The organism is Paenibacillus sp. J22P218, assembly GCF_056269195.1.
Genome location: NZ_JBWDNL010000006.1, coordinates 189,730 through 207,224, shown reverse-complemented (window position 1 = coordinate 207,224; position 17,495 = coordinate 189,730). Strand labels below are relative to the sequence as shown.

Below are 17,495 nucleotides of genomic sequence, written 5' to 3'. Positions count from 1 at the left end.
GCCTATATACGTTAGCACAGGTGTACGGGAAATTCGTCTCATATGGTAACATGAGGTGAATTTCTATGTATAAGAAGAAATACACAAGTCGGAATATTCGCGGCAAGCTCAAAGTAAGCAAGCTGTTAACGGCGAATCCGAAGCTGAAGTCGATGATCCCTCGCACGGAATCGTTTCATCTAAATAATCTGAAATCGTTGGTGGAACATTACGGGAAAGTGTACATTAAGCCGAATACAGGATCGCAAGGAATAGGCATCTTTAAGTTGACGAAGAAGGGCCATGGACTGACGTTGAAGGAAATCGCCAATCGCAAGCAGCTCGTCCATCATTACCGAACAGTCAAGGAAGCCTACCGGCGGATCAAATCGAAGTCGCCCAGCAAACTGATTATTCAAAAAGCGATTAATCTCGATAAGGTTAACGGCAGGTCATATGATATTCGCGCGATGGTGCAGCGAAAGCCCGGCGGTTCATGGACGTTCAACGGTTTTCTCGTAAAGGTAGGCGCGAAAGGCAAGATTGTAACGAATTATTATCAGGGCGGCGTTATTTATTCACTGCAGAAGCTGGGGCGTAAACAAGGCCTGTCGGCCTCTCGAACAGCCAAGCGGAAGCGGGAGCTAACCTCCAAGGCGCTTAAGATCGCGAACAGCTTAAGCAAGTATCGCACTGGCATGCATGAGATGGGCATTGATTTTGCATACGATAAGAGGCAGCGTCTATGGGTACTGGAGGTTAACACCAACCATCCGCAATTTCACCCGCTGAAGAAAGTTGATCCGAAGGCGTATGCGAGAATGAAGCGGTTTGCAAAAAGTTACGGGCGCAAGGATGATTGAAAAAAAGGAATGTTCGATGAGCATAAGCTCATGCCGAACATTCCTTTTTGGCTTTTGTACGCATAATGAAAGCGTCAATATAACAGGATTATGGATCTGGAACTAACAATCGGATGCGCGATCTTCGGTACATTCAATCTCTTTGGGGGCTTCAATCCACTGACTAGCCCAGCTTGCTATATCGACGAACAGAGGCGTGAGCGCTCGTCCCTTCTCGGTTAGCGAATATTCGATGCGAACCGGTATTTCCGGATAGACGTCGCGCTTTACAAGACCTTCCTGCTCAAGCTCCTTCAGTCGGTCCGAAAGCACCTTGCCGCTTAAGTTCGGTAAGGAATGATCGATATGAGTAAAACGCTGGGGGCCGGGCAGCATCTGATAAATAATGAAAGCGACCCAACGCTTGCTTAGCAATTCAATCGCCTTCTCAAACTGAGAGCACATCGGTCCATGCTCCATACGAATCACCTCTTCTCTTCTACATTATAGTCTTTCCAGGCAGGAGAAACAATGTGAGTGAAGGTAGTATGGGCACTTGACGAAACCTTATGAATATAATAAACTACATTACATAAAGTAAGTAAGTTAATTCAAGTAATGAGGGGGGCGCTATTATGAATATTGCATTATGGGTTGCTCAGATTTTGCTTGGTCTGATGTTTCTGATGGCTGGTGTTATGAAGACATTTAATCCTAGCAAGGTAAGGGAAACGATGTCTTGGGCGAAAAATGGCTCGACGGGATATATACTATTCGTCGGCATATCCGAACTTCTCGGCGGTCTCGGCTTGCTGCTTCCCGGCGCGCTGGACATTGCTCCAATACTTACAGGCATTGCGGCAATCGGCCTAGCGATCATTATGGTTCTTGCTATCGCCTTCCACGTGAAGCATAAGGAAAATCAAGCGATTGGCATGAACGTCGTATTGTTGCTTCTGGCTGTATTCATCGCTGTGGGCCGACTTGGAATCGAGCCGTTCTAATTATGAATGAAAAAACCGTCTAGCAGGATTATACTCCTGCTAGACGGTTTTTTCGCATTATTGCTCCAATGTCTTCTGCTTGCGCGGTGAAAAGGTGTAGCTGATGCTGATGACAAAATCGATGGCGAGTATGATTGACCATATTCGTATCGTGCCAAGCAAGGCCTCCGTTCGTGAGGCATCGCCCACGAATAAGATCATGCCGTACAAGATGGCACAGCCTATAGCCCATGCCAGTAAATGATGTAACCAAGCTACCCTTTCGTACTTCGCGTGCTCCTTGCCATATTTCGGTTTACCTTCAGGAGGTGGACCGCCCGCGAAACGAAACGCGAATCGGCTGTCTGCCCAGCGGATCATCCGATCTCCGAATGCGACCGATACGCCGATGTAGATTGCCGCCACGCCATGCATCGTTGTAGCTGTTGCGCCATCTTTTAGATCGGATACAGCTGCGATAATAAGCGCAAGATCGATTAAGGGCGTACAAACAAGCAGTATGGCTCCGAGCTTAGGCAGCTTGAAGATGTATCTGAACAGCAGTCCTGCAAGCACAAACACCCAAAAACCGATCTCGCAGCCAATAATAAATGCGGTTATCATGTAATAGTGGACTCCTTTTGATAAAATAGGATTGAGCAATAATTAATGATACGGGAATGGAAGGGATTGGGTTTCGGGTGAAGCATATCCTCGTTGTAGGAAGCATGAATATGGATGTCGTCAACCAAGTTGAGCATTTTCCCCAGCCAGGAGAGACGATCGCAAGCATAGGCAATGATTTTATACCGGGTGGCAAAGGCGCGAATCAAGCTGTTGCTGTTGCGCGTGCGGGAGGGAATTGCACAATGGTCGGCGCCGTCGGGGAAGATCCGTATGCGGATTCGCTTATTGACTCGCTGCAAAGCAAAGGTGTCGATACAAGGTTGGTTCAGCGAAAGGCTGGCGTCTCGGGCATGGCTTTCATTACAGTCAATCATGAAGGCGAGAATTATATCGTGCTGTCCAAAGGCGCGAACGGTAAGTTAACCGTAGCCGACGTTGCGGCCGCGATCGAGGATTGGTCCGAAATCGATATCGTTTTGCTGCAAAATGAAATTCCATGGGAGACGACCGAGTCGGTCATACGAAGCGCAAGCGCTGGCGGTACACGCGTCTTCTTCAATCCGGCGCCCGCGATGCGCATATCGGACGAGCTGCTTGCGAACTTGGACACGCTTATCGTTAACGAAACGGAAGCCCAGGTTATCTCTGGCATTGCTGTTACAAATACAGCTTCAGCGCAGGAAGCAGCGGAATGGTTCATTGGCAAAGGAGTCGCTAATATAATCGTTACGCTCGGCGAGAAGGGCAGCCTCTACTGCAATGGCCGCTCGCCGGCTATTGCCGTCCCGGCCTTCCGGGTAAAGGCTGTTGATACAACTGCTGCAGGTGATACATTCATCGGGGCGTACGCCGCGGCAAGCGCAGAGGGCAAAGAAACACGGCAAGCTTTGTTGTTCGCGACGGCGGCATCGGCGCTTGCGGTGACGAAGGAAGGCGCTCAATCCTCCATTCCTTCTAGAGAAGAAATAGAACAGTTTCTTATCTAATAAGGTGAATGAGAAAAGGCGAACCGGAGAAGTCTTATGGACTGTATCCGATTCGCCTTTTTCTTCTATTAATAGGGCTGTTGCACAAGCGCGGCCGCGCCGATAAGACCTGCATCCTGCTCCAGCTGAGCGGCTACGATTGCCGTCTCTCTTCCGGAAGGGTTGAGCGCATGCTTCGCTACATACGACCGAACGGCATCGAATAATGGAGCGCCAACCTGGGATACGCCGCCGCCGATAACGATTTTGTTCGGATCAAGTACGTTGATTAGCGATACGCAGCCCATTCCGATGTAATTGAACACGCGATTCACAAGCTCAGACATCTGTGCGTCGCCTTCTGCAGCAAGCTCGAATGCTTCCTTCGAGGAGACGGGGCGTCCGAGCAGTTCAGTCGCTTGGCGTGTAATGGCTGTGCCGGAGGCGATCCATTCCCAGCAGCCGGGCAGGCCGCACGTGCATGTGCCAGCCGCAGGGTCGACGATCATATGGCCGACATCGCCCGCATTGCCAGTCGATCCGGTAAGCAGCTTGCCATGCAAGTAGATGCCGGCGCCAATGCCTGTGCTGATCGTAATAAAGATGAAGTGATCGGAATCCTGAGCAGCGCCTAGCCATTTCTCTGCTAGTGCCGCTGCGGTAGCGTCATTCTCCATCTTTATAGGCAACGGGAGATGCGACTTCAGCTGGTCAACAACAGGAAACCCCCACCAGCTCTTCAAGTTAGGAGGGCAAGTGAGCGTACCGTTCTTCGTATCGAGCGGGCCTGGCGCTCCAACTCCGATGCCGATTACGCTGTCTAGTGCTATGTTGTGCTGCTCGCTAAGCAGCTTAACTTCATCTGCTATTCGTGCGATCATAATGCTGGGCTCTACAGTCAAGTCGGTCTTGAGAGAGCTCTTGGCAAGCACCTGTCCTTGCTCATCAACGAAGCCGAGTGCGATCTTCGTTCCCCCAATATCTATTCCGATTGCGATGCTCATTCTATTACCTCCGTATTTGCTGTATGCGAATTCATTGAAAGTCTATCATAATCCAGCAGGATTAGGAAGATTACGAAGCTGAATTGAATGCGGAACGGTGAAATTGAACGCAAATGTATTGCCGATAACTTCATCTGTACATTTGGCTAAGGGTGCAGTAATATCTAATCAAATGATGTGCTAGAGAAGAGAGAGGATCCCTTGCGGCGCTGGGGATCCTCTCTCTATGCTCGCGACTCTGTCAAACGACTAACTAGAGAAGAAGGAATTATCCACATGGAACCCTCAGGTAACAGCAACCGCCGTATCGTCCGCTTAGGCTTGCCGATGAGTGCTAGAGTATGGCGTAATGCCCGGATTGATTTCGGGGCGACGAGTTTGTTCAGTTTATTCAATGTTGTTATTAATCAATTTTATGTCGCCTTTGCGATTCAGCAGGGGGCAAGTCATTTGCAAGTCGGTTTGCTGAGCGCAGCGCCTGCGATTGGGCTGTTGTTCTCGCCATTGTGGGCAACATGGATTGAGAAGGCGAACAATCCGAAACCGTTCGTTATTATACCGAATGCCATTGGCAGGTTGTTGTTATTGCTTCCGGCCTTGTTCGCCAACCCTTCGGTGTATGTGATCGTCGCCATAGTGTTCCAATTATTGATGGGCATCCAAGCCCCGGCTTATGCTTCGCTCCTATCTCGAATGTACCCGTCCGATCTGCGGGGCAGGTTGATGGGGTATGTCCGAGTCGTGATGGGCATCATTATGATTCCGCTCGCTTACCTCGTTGGAAGCTGGTCGGATGCATTCGGTCCTTCGGGTCCGCTTATCGCGGCATCGATTGCCGGGTTTATCTCGATCGGAGTGTTCAATACGCTAAAGCTTCCGAAGAATGTAGCGGGTGAGAGCAATAAGCCGAAGCAGCACAATGAATTCGGAAAGAAACCGAGCAGGTTTCCTCTTCGGGAACAATGGGAGCTCGTGAAGGAAAATCGCAAGCTAGCCGTCTTCCTTGGTGCGACAACGTTGTCTGGCTTCGGCAATATGCTCGCAGGGCCGCTATACCAAATCATTCAAGTCGATGTGCTGGAGATGTCTAATATTCAGATCGGTTATGCTCGCGTCGCATACTTCACGGCGCTGCTCTTGACTTTCTGGATTGCAGGTTGGATGATCGACCGCTTCGATATCAAATATACACTGATGGTCGGTATCGGAGCGTATGCTGTCGTGCCGTTGCTGTATGGTGTCTGGGAAGCTTACCCGGCTGTCCTTATCGGCAATTTCATTCAAGGCATCGGTGAGGCAATATGGGATATTGGCATTCTTTCCTTCGTGCTTAAGCTCGCGCCTGGCAAGGAAGCGAAAGTATTCGGCATTCATCTCATGTTGTTCGGATTCAGAGGGACGCTTGGTCCGCTCTTGAGTACAACGCTTTCGAGCAGCTTATCCATGTCGTCTTTGCTAATCGCCGCATCATGCTGCGGATGGGTAGGTACGATGCTGTTCTTATGGGGCAACCGCGAGCGAAGCGAAAGTCTGCCGCTGCGTTAAGAAGATAAGTAAAGTAGTTACTGCTTGTTCATCTTTGGTTCATAATGCTATGCTACAATGCCGTCACAGGAACAGGCAGAAGGAGTGGAATAGCAGGATGAACAAGAGTTGGAAATGGGCAGTGGGGGCACTTGCTTTAGCGGTCGTTCTTACAGGCTGCGGAACGAAGGAAGAAGCTGCTGCGGAGCAGCCGGATCAGGTTCAGACACAAGGCGGATCGCAGCAAGGCGGCGCTGGCGGCGGAGGTCAGATGGGAATGGGCATGCAAGCCGATCTTATGGGCAAAGTGAAATCCATTGAAGGTCAGACGATAACCGTGTACAAATCGAATATGACTTTCGGTGGTGGCCGCGGTCAAGGAGACGGCACTGGTCAGCCTCCTGAAGGCGAGGATATGCCTGAGCCGCCTGCAGACGGCGAAGCTCCGCAGGATGGAGGCGGTCGGATGAATATGGACAATATGTTCAGCGAAGAGACTATGGCGGTTCAAGTAACGGATGCCACGAAGATCGTATCGGTAACCTTCGAGAACAACGAGATGGTCGAGAAGGCGGTAGCGCTTGCTGATCTGAAAGCAGACGACATCTTATCCATTAACCTGAAGGACGACACGATGGAAGCGGAATCGATCACGCTTAGAACCGGCGCCGGCGGCTTCGGAGGCGGCGGAGGAAGACAGCGTCCAAACGATCAACAACAGCAAACCGAATCCGCAAAGTAATTTTTACGGCTAATAGCCTACGTAGACATTAATATCTTGCGCGTAATTGCCGAAATGTTTGCCGAACATGCTGAGTCCGCCATTGTGGCCGGCTGTTTCCGGTGCGCTGATACGGAAGCGGAAGTCTTCGCCGAATTCCATTGGGATATCTTTAATCGTTATAGAAGACATACATATGCCGTCGATGAAGCTGCCTTTCTCATCGACGGTTATTTGTTTGAGCAGGCCATGCTGCGTCCCCAAATCCCACCACTCCGGTGTATGAACACCTCTTACTGCTCCGAAGTCTCCTGGACAGGTCCATACGCCAAGACATATATCGTTCAAGTAAAAATACAGGTCTGAAGGCCAGTGTTCATTATAACTCGGAGCCTCCGAACAGATTTCCATGGAGATGGACATGTTTTTAGCAGTCTGCTTGCCGACCAAATAATTAGGTATTCGATATTCAATGAAACCGCTGGCGAACCACAGATGACTTGCCTGCACATGCTCAGGGTCGGAGAAGTAGCGAGGATCGTCGATGAGTCCGATAATTTTGGAGTCTGAAGCTAAACCGCAGGTTGGCTTAACCTCATATTGCGAATATTGTCCGATCGGTATGTTGACGACATATCTATTCTGATTGGAAGTCTCTTTGCGAGCTTTGAATTGAAGCGTTGCCGACTCCAGCGCGAGGAAGCATACCTTCTGCCGGCCTCGCGTGCTTGGTATGCTCTCCGTTCGCACGATAGAGGCTTCCTCCAGCTTCTGAATATGCTTCGTTACGATCGCCGATGAAATTCGAAGCGCTTCTGCTATATCTTTAATGTTCATCGGCCGATCGTTAAGCAATTCAATTATTTTCACCCTCGTCTCGGAGGCGAAGCATTCAAGAAAAGCCAGATTGCGGCTATTTACCTCGATTATCATCGTTATATCCTCTATTCCGATTATTTTCCATAATCATATAACTTCAAAGTTAATTAATCAACTTCAAGGTTGATTGAACGTCAAGAAAGACAGGCACCGGGCTTGGCGCCCGAATGTCTGCCTTCAAGATTATAGATTAAGTTTGCTTCATTAATATAAGGAAATGGTTAGCGTATCCCGTTCAGACAACGAATGAAGAGTGGCCTCGCTGCCGACGATTTCAACGCTGATTAAGGATTTGATACATGTCTTAAGGGCGTTCTTGCCGGTAGTCAGCTTGCGGTTCAATACCGCGGACAGTTTCTCAATTGCTTGTTTATTTGTATCGGTTAAATATACGGGGATCGTTTTGTTTTGGAATAAAAGCATCGTTTTCATTGCGTGGACCTCCATCCTGATCTGCAATTTTTCATAAGTGTAACGCATAATTATTAAATAATTCTTAAAAAAGAATGAGCATAAGGTTACAATATTGTAACTTCTACGGTTTTGAACCGCTTAGAACGGGTTAAGCCGCTATGAATCGTTAGGAATCGCTTCCTGTGCGCTCTTTGCGGAATTGCGAAGGTGTACACTTCATCGTTTTGCGAAATACTTTAACGAAGTAGCTAATATGCTCGAAGCCGACATCGAACGCAATCGCCGCTATTTTGCGTTCCGGCTCCAGCAGCAGCTCCGTTGCTTGCCGTATGCGGTAGGCATTCAAATATTCAATCGGCGTCTGTCTCGTCATCGTCTTGAAGAAGCGGCAAAATTGGCCTTCGCTCATTGGGATCTGATCGGCGAGCTCGGCAATTCGAATCGGACGATGATAGTTGTGCTGCATATAAAGGATGACAGTCTTCAAACGGTCAATCTTCGTAGAATCGGCATTGCTCGTTTCGCTGCGGTTAACGAAGCGTTTCCCGGAGCATATTTCATGAAGCATGAGATAAAGCCGTCCTTTGATCGCGATTTCGAACCCGTTCTGCCCATTATCGTAAGCCTCCATCATGCCACGCAGATGAGAGAGCAACGAGCGCTCCCATTCGGTCGCCGATGTAATATGTCTAGGGAAAGTACGTTTCTTCTCCAGCAGAGGTGTCACATATTTCTCTTGAACAGCATCGAAGCTGCCGCTCGCAAGCATATGGGTGTCGAATACGATCGCACAATAGTTGCAGGTTGAGTCCTTCAGTGAATGGCCGGCATGAATGTCTCCGCCATCAATGAACACCGCTTCGCCCGCGCGGACTGGAAAATAGTCGGTATCAACCTGGAACAGCACCTCGCCCTCCAGCACAAAGAAAAATTCAGCCTCCGCATGCCAATGGCAGTCAAGAATTGGAGCGCCTGGTTCATCCCGCTCGATCCAATAGGCGGCCAAAGGGAACATATTGTTGCCGTGAAGCCGGTCCTCTTTCAAGGCATGACGCGTTGTTTGATCCATTCCAGTCTCCTTTGTGCCTCTGGCTGCATGAATGGCGTGTATTTCATCAAAATAGTGCTATAGATGAGCATTATTCTGTTAGTTCGTTCTTAATATTATCAGTATAATGCAACTATACAAGAATGCAACACTATACCAATAGATGAATGAAGAAAGGTTGGTTCGATCATGAAATTTACTGACGGCAACTGGCTGATTCGAGAAGGCTATGATGTGCTTGGCGCAGTCCAAGTGCATGACTTTGAACAACAGGACGGCAAGCTGATCGCATACGCATCGCCGCGTCCGATCTTAACACGCTCCAATATGCTTGATACGATGCTGCTGACGGTTCAGTTTCATTCTCCGCTTCCGGGCGTCATCGGAGTTAAGCTCATTCATCACGCAGGTGTCGTAGATCGCGGACCGGCATTCGAGCTATCGAAGTCTGACGGCAGCCATGCGGTTATCGAAGAAAACGAGAACGAGGCCGTATTGACGAGCGGAAGCCTGAGCGTTCGCATTCGCAAAGGTCCGGAATGGGCAGTCGATTTCTACCGCGGCTCGGAACGTATTACGGGCAGCACGCAAAAATCAATGGCTTACATTACGGAGAAAAACAATGGCGCGTTCATGCGCGAAGAGCTTGATCTTGGAGTAGGCGAATGGGTATACGGCCTAGGCGAGCGCTTCACGCCGTTTGTTAGAAACGGCCAAGTCGTCGATCTATGGAACAAGGATGGCGGTACAAGCTCCGAGCAATCGTACAAAAACATTCCTTTCTATATAACGAACAAAGGTTATGGCGTATTCGTCAACCATCCGGAGCTTGTATCGTTCGAGGTTGCTTCGGAGAAAGTAAAGAAGGTTCAATTCAGCGTGGCGGGCGAGTCGCTTGAGTATTTTGTCATCGACGGTCCTAGCATGAAGGAAGTTCTCGGCAAGTACACCGATCTGACGGGCAAGCCTGCGCTGCCGCCGGCATGGACGTTCGGCCTATGGCTGACGACGTCGTTCACGACGAACTATGACGAAGCAACGGTTAACTCATTCGTTGACGGCATGGCTGAGCGCGATCTTCCGCTTCACGTATTCCACTTCGACTGCTTCTGGATGCGCGAGTTCCATTGGACGGATTTCAAATGGGATGAGCGTCAATTCCCGGACCCGGTCGGCATGCTTGCGCGCCTGAAAGAAAAAGGTCTTAAGATTTGCGTTTGGATCAATCCTTACATTGCGCAGCGCTCCCGTCTGTTCGAAGAAGGCAAGCAAAACGGCTATCTAGTTAAAAAGCCAAACGGCGACGTATGGCAATGGGATCTATGGCAGCCAGGCATGGCGCTTGTTGACTTCACGAATCCGGCTGCTTGCGAATGGTATGCAGGTTACCTTCGTGATTTGGTCGATATGGGCGTCGACAGCTTCAAGACGGACTTCGGTGAGCGTATCCCGACTGATGTCGTCTACCATGACGGTTCTGATCCAATCAAAATGCACAACTTCTACACGTACCAGTACAACAAAGTCGTGTTCGACGTTCTTGAAGAGAAGCTTGGCAAAAACGAGGCAGCGTTGTTCGCGCGTTCCGCAACGGCTGGCGGGCAGAAGTTCCCGGTTCACTGGGGCGGCGACTGCTACGCGGATTACGAGTCGATGGCGGAAAGTCTCCGCGGCGGATTGTCGTTAGGCTTGTCCGGCTTCGGCTTCTGGAGTCATGACATCGGCGGCTTCGAGAGCACGGCTCCGGCGCATGTATTCAAGCGCTGGTTGGCATTCGGCTTGCTGTCGAGCCATAGCCGTCTGCACGGAAGCAAATCGTACCGTGTGCCTTGGGCATATGATACGGAAGCGGTTGACGTTACTCGCCACTTCACGAAGCTGAAGAGCCGTATCATGCCGTATTTGTTCAACACGGCGGTACAAGCGACTGAGCAAGGCGTTCCATCGATGCGCGCAATGGTGCTCGAATTCCCAGAAGACCCAACAAGCGAACAGCTTGATCGCCAGTACATGCTGGGTGATTCGCTGCTCGTTGCACCGATCTTCAATGAAGCGGGCAAAGTGACCTATTACTTGCCAGCGGGCAAGTGGACGCATTTCCTGACAGGCGACGTTGTTGAAGGCGGCAAATGGTTCAAAGAAACGTACGACTTCTTCAGCCTGCCGCTGTTTGTACGTCCGAACTCGTTCCTTGCGCTTGGCGCGAACGATCTTCGTCCGGACTACGATTATGCTGACGGCGTTGAGCTTCAATTGCATAACCTGGAGGATGGACGTACGGCGGAGACGATTGTGCGCGATCTGAAAGGCGTATCTGAGCTTGAGATCTCTGCCGTAAGAAGCGGCAGCTCCATTTCCTTCAAGGTGAAGTCGAGCGGCAAACCGTTCTCGGTATCGCTAAAAGGCATTGGCGCAATTGCCTCCGTTGAAGGCGCATCGGCTGAAGTAGACGGCACAATCGCACGCTTCGCTGCTGGAGCGGCAGAAGCATCGTTCGTCATCACGATCCAATAATCGTATAATCGCCGCCTAACCGCGGTATGAACCCCCTAGCGATGGCCGTTACAGCGGCTGCTGCTAGGGGGACCTTTCATTTTGGAACATGCATTTACCAAAATCGCATATAAAAATGCTAATAAGTTAGCTGTTTTTATAATGGGGTACTATATATAATGGAAAACGTAAAGCAATGAGCTTATCCATGAACACAATATGATTATATAAAGGAGTGCTACTCGCATGACACGACTCAGTATCGGTTTGCAGCTGTATACGCTGCGCGATGTATTGGCTGAAGATTTTGAAGGCACACTTCGCAAGGTAGCCGCACTTGGTTACGAGGGTGTGGAATTCGCAGGTTACGGCGGCATGGAAGCAGAAGCGCTGCGCGACTTGTTGCAAGAGCTTAACCTGAAAGCAATCGGCTCGCATATTGGCCTGCACCTGCTTGAAGGAAATCTTGATGGTGAAATTGCTTATTTGAAAACGATTGGCGCGAAGTATGCAATCTGCCCTTGGTTGCCAGTTGACGCACGCGACACGGAAGCATGGCGTACTCATCTTGTGAATTTTGAGCAATACGGTAAACGTTTCCAAGCTGAAGGCATTGATTTCGCTTACCATAACCATGATTTCGAATTCGAAGTGGAGATTGACGGCCAAATCGTATTCGACGCTTTGTACGAGCGTATCGATCCGAAGTACTTGAAAGTAGAGATGGATATCGGCTGGGTACAATATTCCGGCGTAGATCCGCTTGCTTATATCGCTAAATACGCAGGACGTCTGCCGCTTCTTCACCTGAAGGATTACCGCGGCGGCGAGAAAGGCCAGCAAATCGATACGGTTGAGCTTGGCCGCGGCGACTTGCCGCTTCTGCCGATTATTGATGCTGCTGAGAAAGCTAACGTTGAATGGTTGATCGTAGAGCAAGATACTTGCGCGAATCCGCCGCTTGAATCCGTTGGCGAAAGCATGGAATGGTTGAAAAGCAATTATTTGAAATAAGCGATATTTCGCTAACTTAACTTATAAGATAGGCAGGGGAAACTAAATGTCCAAAGTTCGTGTAGCAGTCATTGGTTGTGGTTCCATCTCGAAATACCGTCATATCCCGGAATATGCGTCTCATGCGAACGTTGAGCTTGTTGCTTTCGTTGATCCAATCATCGAACGCGCTCAGCACTATGCAGATCAATTCGGCGCCAAAGCTTTTGCTGATTATGAGCAAATGCTTGCTGAAGTGAAGCCTGACGCAGTAAGCGTAAATACGCCGAACGCGCTTCACGCACCTATGTCCATTACTGCAGCTAACGCTGGCGTTCACGTTCTTGTTGAGAAGCCGATGGCTGTAACAGACGAAGAGGCTGCTGCAATGATCGAAGCGGCTAAGAAAAACAACGTACATCTGATGGTTGGCCAAAACCAACGCTTCATGCCTCCGCATGTGAAGGCGAAGCAAATCCTTGAATCCGGCATACTCGGCAAAGTGCTTACGTTCCGTACGTCCTTCGGACACCCGGGTCCAGACAACTGGTCGATCGACGGCGCTAGCAGCTGGTTCTTCCGCAAGCCTGAAGCAATCATGGGCGCAATGGGCGACCTTGGCGTTCACAAGTCCGACCTTATCCGTTGGATGCTCAACGACGAAGTTTCCGAGATCGCAGCTTTCGTAGGCACACAGCACAAAGATACGGACGTAGACGACAACGCGGCTTGCTTGATTCGTATGAAGAGCGGCACGATGGGTACGCTTGTTGCAAGCTGGACGTACTACAAAGGCGAAGACAACAGCACGATTCTATGGTGCGAGAACGGCGTTATGAAGATCGGAACGCATCCAGACGATCAAGTTATCGTTGAGCTGCGCAACGGTACGGTAGAGAAGCACAAAGTAGGCGCTATCTCGACCAACGATAAGCAAGAATCGAGCGGTGTAATCGATGCATTCATCGAGAGCATCGTGAACAATACGACTCCTGCGGTAACTGGCGAAGACGGACGCGCGTCGCTTAAAGTGATCTTGTGCGCATTCGAATCGCAAGCTACAGGCAAGTTCGTTAGCGTTAACTAATCACCGTTGAACAGCAATACCACCGTCAAGCGGCTTAGGCCCTTGATGGTGGTATTTTTTGTTAACCACTATATTGCATTATAGAATACTACATGGTATTGTATAGTTACTGAAGATGATCGAAAAAGACGCGTGCTTGCGATAAGCTATTCTACATTGATGAATACCTAATAATATTAAGTACGTGCATTACGCAATTGGAGGATACGGAATGAACATTCAGTTTAAGAAAGGCGTTCTCGAAATATGTGTTCTCGTCCTAACGACAAGAGGTGATCGCTACGGCTATGAGCTTGCCGTGATGATATCGGAGAAGTTCGAGCTCGCTGTGGGCAGTGTCTATCCCCTGCTTAACCGGCTTACGCAAGAGGGGTTCTTCTCCACTTATTTGAAGGAATCGACCGAAGGACCGCCGCGCAAATATTATCATTTGACGCCCGAAGGCTGGAGTCACATGCGAATGCTGATCGCGGAATGGAATTCGTTCACGAAAGCAGTCAATGAAATAGTAGAGGATGGATTGAGGCCATGATGACAAAACAGTCTTATATGAACGAGCTGAACAGGCTGCTCAGGAATGTGTCCGAAGAGCAGCGTAAGGAATGGCTCTACGATTATTATTTGCACTTCGAGCAGGCAGCTCAGAACGGTCAGAGCGAGGAAGAAGCCGCTCTTGAGCTTGGCGACCCAAGACATATCGCCGGAGAGCTGCTGCTCGGTTATCGCGTAGAGCAAGCCGAGACGAGCAAAACCTATAGAGGACTCTCGCGCGCCGTGTTCGCAACCGTTAGTCTCGGACTGTTCAATTTGATCTTTATCATCGGACCTTATGTGGCATTAGCAGCCGTATTGCTCTCCATGTGGGCTGTGGCGCTGTCAATCGCCTTTGTGGGCTTTGCGACCATCGCGGACAGCTTCTGGGTCGAGACCTTCACGAAGCCGCAAGCTCTGTCGCTGGCGCTAATATGCTTCTCGGTATCCATTTTGCTTGGGATCGGGCTAAAGAAACTAACGAGCCTTTTCTATATTATGACTTTGAAATATTTGAAGTTCAACACGCGTGTCGTTAGGGGGAATTCGAAATGAAGAAGCTAGCGACGTTTGCCGTCATTATGCTGATTGCCGGAATTATCGGCGTCTTTATGACCTTTAATATGGAGGATCTGAAGACGTTCGGAACGGAAGCCGTTCTAGTGGAGAAAACGATTGATGCGAAAGATATCCATAACATTAAAGTGGATTCGGACAGTGTGAATATCGAGATAAAGCGGAGCGCGACAAACGATATCAAAGTCAGTATCGATGGCCGCGCAAGCAAAAAATATGTGGATCGGTTCGAACTAACGGCGGAAGCTGAGGGCGATACAGCCAAGATCCATGCAGACTATAAGGATATCTTTTTTGTAGGCTTCAATTATGTTGATGTTGACCTCGTAATCGAACTGCCTGATCGGCTATGGGATAGCATTGAATTAGATTCAAAGCATAGCAATATCGATATCGAGCATTTAACGGCCAAGGAAGCTGTTATTACGTTGGGAAGCGGAAATATCGATACGGAGGAGCTGCAAGCCGGCATTGTGAAGCTGACGGCGAGTCACGGCAATATGGATCTGGAGAACGTAACCGGCGACAATGTGGAGCTGCAGAGCAGCAGCGGCAATATTAAGCTCGAAACATACAATGTCGGACAATTAAAGGTACATTCCGATCATGGCAATATTACGATCGAAGATGGAGTAGGCGCTGTCCAAGGAAGCACGAAGAGCAGCAATATTCGCTTTAACGCGGATGAATTGAAAGATAACGTCTCATTAACAACAAACCATGGCAACATCCGTCTAGAAGTCGAGAGACAACCGGAATCGGCGGAAATTGTTTTGAAGCATGCGCATGGCAATCGGGACATCGATTGGAAAGGCGTTGAAGCCTCAATGGATACCGAGCATGCGTATAGCGGCAAGCTTGGTAGCGGCGCAATCAAGATCGAAGCGGAGTCGGAAACGGGCAATATCAAGCTTGGAATCGATTAAGTAGAGACAGTAGAAGGCATACATGCGGTTAGGTCCGTATGTATGCTTTTTTGTTGTTCCTTAAGGCTTTTTTCGTATGAAAAAGGGCTGGAATCGCAAATTAGCAGATTCTCATAAAGCAGTGACAGTGCGGATTTGACCGTTATTTTGTACGAATTGGCAGTTTTTGTGTCATGAAACACCAAAAACCCCATGTTAAGATAAGTGGCGTCGGGGATGACCGAACGCATACAAAACAAGCACTGCCTTATTGGAATGACAGTCGCAAGACGTTTTGTATAAATAATAATATTTTATTAGGAGGAAAATTTCATGAAGATGCAACCAATACGTGTAGGTGTCGCCAGCATTATCGCAGCAACGATGATCGGTGCGGGTGTTTCGGCTCAAACGGCAGGTGCCGCACCTGTAGTGAAGACGAACTCCAACGTTCATACTTTCGCACTTAATCAAGACGCGATTAACCAAATCGCGAACAAATACGGAATTGACCTTAGCAACATCGATTTGGGTAAGATCCTGTTCAACGGATGCACCATTACATTGCCTTCGACAGGCGGCAATACAGGAACGGGTAATGTGACTAACCCAACTCCGGCTCCAACAACGAAGCCGGTGGTGACGCCAGCTCCAACAGCGAAGCCAACAACAAAGCCTGTTGCGACGCCAGCTCCTACTGCGAAGCCAACAACAAAGCCGACAACGACACCAGCACCTACGACAGCGCCTAGCACGGGTCTTAGCGCTTTCCAATCCCAAGTCGTTGATCTAGTGAACCAAGAGCGCGCTAAAGCAGGCCTTTCCGCTCTTAAGGTTGATACTTTGCTGACGAAGGTAGCAACGGAGAAAGCTCGCGATATGGACGTGAACAACTACTTTAGCCATACTTCACCGACATACGGTTCGCCATTCGATATGATGCGCCAATTCGGAGTCACTTATTCCTATGCAGGCGAGAATATCGCTTCGGGTCAACGTACTCCGCAAGAGGTTATGACAGCATGGATGAATAGCTCAGGCCACCGTGCCAACATCTTGAACGGAAGCTTTACCAAAATCGGCGTTGGTTATGTGAACGGCGAATGGGTTCAAATGTTCATCGGCTAAGCATTAAGCAGTTGGAATGCCCGAGATTGACGACAGGGGCGCATTCGCCCCTGTCGTTTCCTTTTTTCAAGGAAATGAAAGCACATACTGACGAGAACGACAACAATACTTAGCGCATCGATTTGCGTAAGGAGGATATCGACTTGAACAAAACTATGATCGCCGCAGCAGTCGTTGGATTATCGGTACTATTTGCATCGAGCTCTGTTAACGCTGCCTCCAGGACTCATATCGCAGGTGAGAGCACGACCTTCTGGAAGCTATCCCAGAAATACGACGTTTCCATTGATTCGATCCTGAAAGCTAATCCCAACGTGAAACCGGACAATATATATAAAGGCCTCAGGCTGACTATTCCGGCCGCGGGCAACACTGCAGCGAACAAGGTTGCAGCTATGGCCGCGAATGAGGCATCCGATACAACAGCTTCTAAGGTAACGGCGCTAAGCGGCAAATCATATGCTTATTCCAAGTCGCTTCTAGTGAAAGCGACAGCCTATACGGCGGCGGCTTCCGAGAATGGCGGCTGGGCTGGGCTCGATTACTTCGGCAACAGCCTGAAGGTAGGTACGATTGCTGTAGACCCGAAGATGATTCCGCTTGGAACGAAACTTTATGTGACCGGCTATGACTACAATGGATTGCCGCAAGGCGGTATGATCGCAACGGCAACCGATATCGGCGGCTCGATCAAAGGCAATCGAATCGATATTTTTGTTCCTGACAGTCAGAGCAAAGCGATGAAATTCGGCATTCAGCAAGTGAAAATTTATATTTTGGAATAATGAAATTAAGG

The 17,495-nt window shown here is 49.3% G+C and carries 19 protein-coding genes; 13 read left to right on the top strand and 6 right to left on the bottom strand.

Translation table 11 applies throughout. The features are described 5' to 3' along the window. Nucleotides 1-65 precede the first annotated feature (65 nt). A complete protein-coding gene (locus AC0YN0_RS24595) occupies nucleotides 66-842 on the top strand; it encodes a YheC/YheD family protein (RefSeq protein ID WP_475823627.1) in 777 nt (258 codons plus the stop codon). Between the two features lie 102 nt (nucleotides 843-944). Here the strand turns inward: AC0YN0_RS24595 and AC0YN0_RS24590 are convergent, their stop codons facing one another. Beyond that, the gene (locus AC0YN0_RS24590) at nucleotides 945-1,301 is read right to left on the bottom strand and encodes a winged helix-turn-helix transcriptional regulator (protein WP_475823626.1); all 357 of its coding nucleotides are present in this window, start codon (nucleotides 1,299-1,301) and stop codon (nucleotides 945-947) included. 155 nt (nucleotides 1,302-1,456) lie between these two features. Here AC0YN0_RS24590 and AC0YN0_RS24585 point away from each other — a divergent pair, with 155 nt between their 5' ends. Then, nucleotides 1,457-1,825: a DoxX family protein gene (locus AC0YN0_RS24585; RefSeq protein ID WP_475823625.1), complete on the top strand. Its 369-nt coding sequence runs from the start codon at nucleotides 1,457-1,459 to the stop codon at nucleotides 1,823-1,825. A gap of 57 nt (nucleotides 1,826-1,882) precedes the next feature. On the opposite strand, the gene AC0YN0_RS24580 is transcribed toward AC0YN0_RS24585, so the two are convergent. Continuing rightward, nucleotides 1,883-2,428 carry a hypothetical protein gene (locus AC0YN0_RS24580; protein ID WP_475823624.1) on the bottom strand — a complete coding sequence of 182 codons (546 nt, stop codon included), beginning with the start codon at nucleotides 2,426-2,428 and terminating at the stop codon, nucleotides 1,883-1,885. Nucleotides 2,429-2,484: 56 nt separating this feature from the next. Between AC0YN0_RS24580 and rbsK the strand changes: the two genes are divergently transcribed. Next, on the top strand, nucleotides 2,485-3,417 hold the full coding sequence (gene rbsK, locus AC0YN0_RS24575; protein ID WP_475823623.1) for a ribokinase: 933 nt from the start codon (nucleotides 2,485-2,487) through the stop codon (nucleotides 3,415-3,417). Between the two features lie 68 nt (nucleotides 3,418-3,485). Here the strand turns inward: rbsK and AC0YN0_RS24570 are convergent, their stop codons facing one another. Continuing rightward, nucleotides 3,486-4,400, bottom strand: a complete 915-nt coding sequence (locus tag AC0YN0_RS24570; protein WP_442052327.1) for an ROK family protein — start codon at nucleotides 4,398-4,400, stop codon at nucleotides 3,486-3,488. A gap of 276 nt (nucleotides 4,401-4,676) precedes the next feature. Between AC0YN0_RS24570 and AC0YN0_RS24565 the strand changes: the two genes are divergently transcribed. Together AC0YN0_RS24565 and AC0YN0_RS24560 are read left to right on the top strand one after the other, a co-directional pair. Further along, the gene (locus tag AC0YN0_RS24565) at nucleotides 4,677-5,945 is read left to right on the top strand and encodes an MFS transporter (protein ID WP_475823622.1); all 1,269 of its coding nucleotides are present in this window, start codon (nucleotides 4,677-4,679) and stop codon (nucleotides 5,943-5,945) included. A 97-nt stretch (nucleotides 5,946-6,042) separates the two neighbouring features. After that, nucleotides 6,043-6,666 (top strand): hypothetical protein, encoded by a 624-nt coding sequence (locus AC0YN0_RS24560; RefSeq protein ID WP_475823621.1) that lies wholly within the window; start codon nucleotides 6,043-6,045, stop codon nucleotides 6,664-6,666. Nucleotides 6,667-6,675: 9 nt separating this feature from the next. Here the strand turns inward: AC0YN0_RS24560 and AC0YN0_RS24555 are convergent, their stop codons facing one another. The 3 genes from AC0YN0_RS24555 to AC0YN0_RS24545 all read right to left on the bottom strand — a co-directional run bounded on the left by AC0YN0_RS24555 (nucleotide 6,676) and on the right by AC0YN0_RS24545 (nucleotide 9,007). Beyond that, nucleotides 6,676-7,578, bottom strand: coding sequence for an ArsR/SmtB family transcription factor (locus tag AC0YN0_RS24555; RefSeq protein ID WP_475823620.1), 903 nt, complete (start codon nucleotides 7,576-7,578; stop codon nucleotides 6,676-6,678). 150 nt (nucleotides 7,579-7,728) lie between these two features. Further along, nucleotides 7,729-7,956 (bottom strand): 3-dehydroquinate dehydratase, encoded by a 228-nt coding sequence (locus AC0YN0_RS24550; protein ID WP_307206793.1) that lies wholly within the window; start codon nucleotides 7,954-7,956, stop codon nucleotides 7,729-7,731. A gap of 148 nt (nucleotides 7,957-8,104) precedes the next feature. Next, on the bottom strand, nucleotides 8,105-9,007 hold the full coding sequence (locus AC0YN0_RS24545) for an AraC family transcriptional regulator (protein ID WP_475823619.1): 903 nt from the start codon (nucleotides 9,005-9,007) through the stop codon (nucleotides 8,105-8,107). A gap of 168 nt (nucleotides 9,008-9,175) precedes the next feature. Here AC0YN0_RS24545 and yicI point away from each other — a divergent pair, with 168 nt between their 5' ends. From yicI to AC0YN0_RS24505, 8 genes are all read left to right on the top strand, one after another. After that, complete coding sequence (yicI, locus tag AC0YN0_RS24540; RefSeq protein WP_475823618.1) at nucleotides 9,176-11,500, top strand: alpha-xylosidase; 2,325 nt, start codon at nucleotides 9,176-9,178, stop codon at nucleotides 11,498-11,500. Nucleotides 11,501-11,725: 225 nt separating this feature from the next. After that, the gene (locus tag AC0YN0_RS24535; protein ID WP_442052334.1) at nucleotides 11,726-12,493 is read left to right on the top strand and encodes a sugar phosphate isomerase/epimerase family protein; all 768 of its coding nucleotides are present in this window, start codon (nucleotides 11,726-11,728) and stop codon (nucleotides 12,491-12,493) included. Between the two features lie 46 nt (nucleotides 12,494-12,539). Then, nucleotides 12,540-13,559: a Gfo/Idh/MocA family protein gene (locus AC0YN0_RS24530; protein ID WP_442052335.1), complete on the top strand. Its 1,020-nt coding sequence runs from the start codon at nucleotides 12,540-12,542 to the stop codon at nucleotides 13,557-13,559. Nucleotides 13,560-13,770: 211 nt separating this feature from the next. After that, entirely contained in the window at nucleotides 13,771-14,091 is a 321-nt protein-coding gene (locus AC0YN0_RS24525) for a PadR family transcriptional regulator (protein WP_475823617.1), read from the top strand. Then, nucleotides 14,088-14,645, top strand: a complete 558-nt coding sequence (locus AC0YN0_RS24520; protein ID WP_442052336.1) for an HAAS signaling domain-containing protein — start codon at nucleotides 14,088-14,090, stop codon at nucleotides 14,643-14,645. The genes AC0YN0_RS24525 and AC0YN0_RS24520 overlap by 4 nt, the downstream gene beginning before the upstream one ends. Then, entirely contained in the window at nucleotides 14,642-15,592 is a 951-nt protein-coding gene (locus AC0YN0_RS24515; protein WP_475823616.1) for a DUF4097 family beta strand repeat-containing protein, read from the top strand. The genes AC0YN0_RS24520 and AC0YN0_RS24515 overlap by 4 nt, the downstream gene beginning before the upstream one ends. Before the next feature lie 312 nt (nucleotides 15,593-15,904). Then, nucleotides 15,905-16,699: a CAP domain-containing protein gene (locus AC0YN0_RS24510; protein WP_475823615.1), complete on the top strand. Its 795-nt coding sequence runs from the start codon at nucleotides 15,905-15,907 to the stop codon at nucleotides 16,697-16,699. A 143-nt stretch (nucleotides 16,700-16,842) separates the two neighbouring features. After that, nucleotides 16,843-17,484, top strand: coding sequence for a 3D domain-containing protein (locus AC0YN0_RS24505; protein WP_475823614.1), 642 nt, complete (start codon nucleotides 16,843-16,845; stop codon nucleotides 17,482-17,484). The last annotated feature ends 11 nt before the right edge of the window (nucleotides 17,485-17,495 follow it).

Excerpts from the sequence above, each read along its gene's own strand:
- AC0YN0_RS24595 (WP_475823627.1), top strand. The coding sequence starts at position 66 with ATGTATAAGAAGAAATACACAAGTCGGAATATTCGCGGCAAGCTCAAA.
- AC0YN0_RS24590 (WP_475823626.1), bottom strand. The coding sequence starts at position 1,301 with ATGGAGCATGGACCGATGTGCTCTCAGTTTGAGAAGGCGATTGAATTG.
- AC0YN0_RS24585 (WP_475823625.1), top strand. The coding sequence starts at position 1,457 with ATGAATATTGCATTATGGGTTGCTCAGATTTTGCTTGGTCTGATGTTT.
- AC0YN0_RS24580 (WP_475823624.1), bottom strand. The coding sequence starts at position 2,428 with ATGATAACCGCATTTATTATTGGCTGCGAGATCGGTTTTTGGGTGTTT.
- rbsK (WP_475823623.1), top strand. The coding sequence starts at position 2,485 with ATGGAAGGGATTGGGTTTCGGGTGAAGCATATCCTCGTTGTAGGAAGC.
- AC0YN0_RS24570 (WP_442052327.1), bottom strand. The coding sequence starts at position 4,400 with ATGAGCATCGCAATCGGAATAGATATTGGGGGAACGAAGATCGCACTC.
- AC0YN0_RS24565 (WP_475823622.1), top strand. The coding sequence starts at position 4,677 with ATGGAACCCTCAGGTAACAGCAACCGCCGTATCGTCCGCTTAGGCTTG.
- AC0YN0_RS24560 (WP_475823621.1), top strand. The coding sequence starts at position 6,043 with ATGAACAAGAGTTGGAAATGGGCAGTGGGGGCACTTGCTTTAGCGGTC.
- AC0YN0_RS24555 (WP_475823620.1), bottom strand. The coding sequence starts at position 7,578 with ATGATAATCGAGGTAAATAGCCGCAATCTGGCTTTTCTTGAATGCTTC.
- AC0YN0_RS24550 (WP_307206793.1), bottom strand. The coding sequence starts at position 7,956 with ATGAAAACGATGCTTTTATTCCAAAACAAAACGATCCCCGTATATTTA.
- AC0YN0_RS24545 (WP_475823619.1), bottom strand. The coding sequence starts at position 9,007 with ATGGATCAAACAACGCGTCATGCCTTGAAAGAGGACCGGCTTCACGGC.
- yicI (WP_475823618.1), top strand. The coding sequence starts at position 9,176 with ATGAAATTTACTGACGGCAACTGGCTGATTCGAGAAGGCTATGATGTG.
- AC0YN0_RS24535 (WP_442052334.1), top strand. The coding sequence starts at position 11,726 with ATGACACGACTCAGTATCGGTTTGCAGCTGTATACGCTGCGCGATGTA.
- AC0YN0_RS24530 (WP_442052335.1), top strand. The coding sequence starts at position 12,540 with ATGTCCAAAGTTCGTGTAGCAGTCATTGGTTGTGGTTCCATCTCGAAA.
- AC0YN0_RS24525 (WP_475823617.1), top strand. The coding sequence starts at position 13,771 with ATGAACATTCAGTTTAAGAAAGGCGTTCTCGAAATATGTGTTCTCGTC.
- AC0YN0_RS24520 (WP_442052336.1), top strand. The coding sequence starts at position 14,088 with ATGATGACAAAACAGTCTTATATGAACGAGCTGAACAGGCTGCTCAGG.
- AC0YN0_RS24515 (WP_475823616.1), top strand. The coding sequence starts at position 14,642 with ATGAAGAAGCTAGCGACGTTTGCCGTCATTATGCTGATTGCCGGAATT.
- AC0YN0_RS24510 (WP_475823615.1), top strand. The coding sequence starts at position 15,905 with ATGAAGATGCAACCAATACGTGTAGGTGTCGCCAGCATTATCGCAGCA.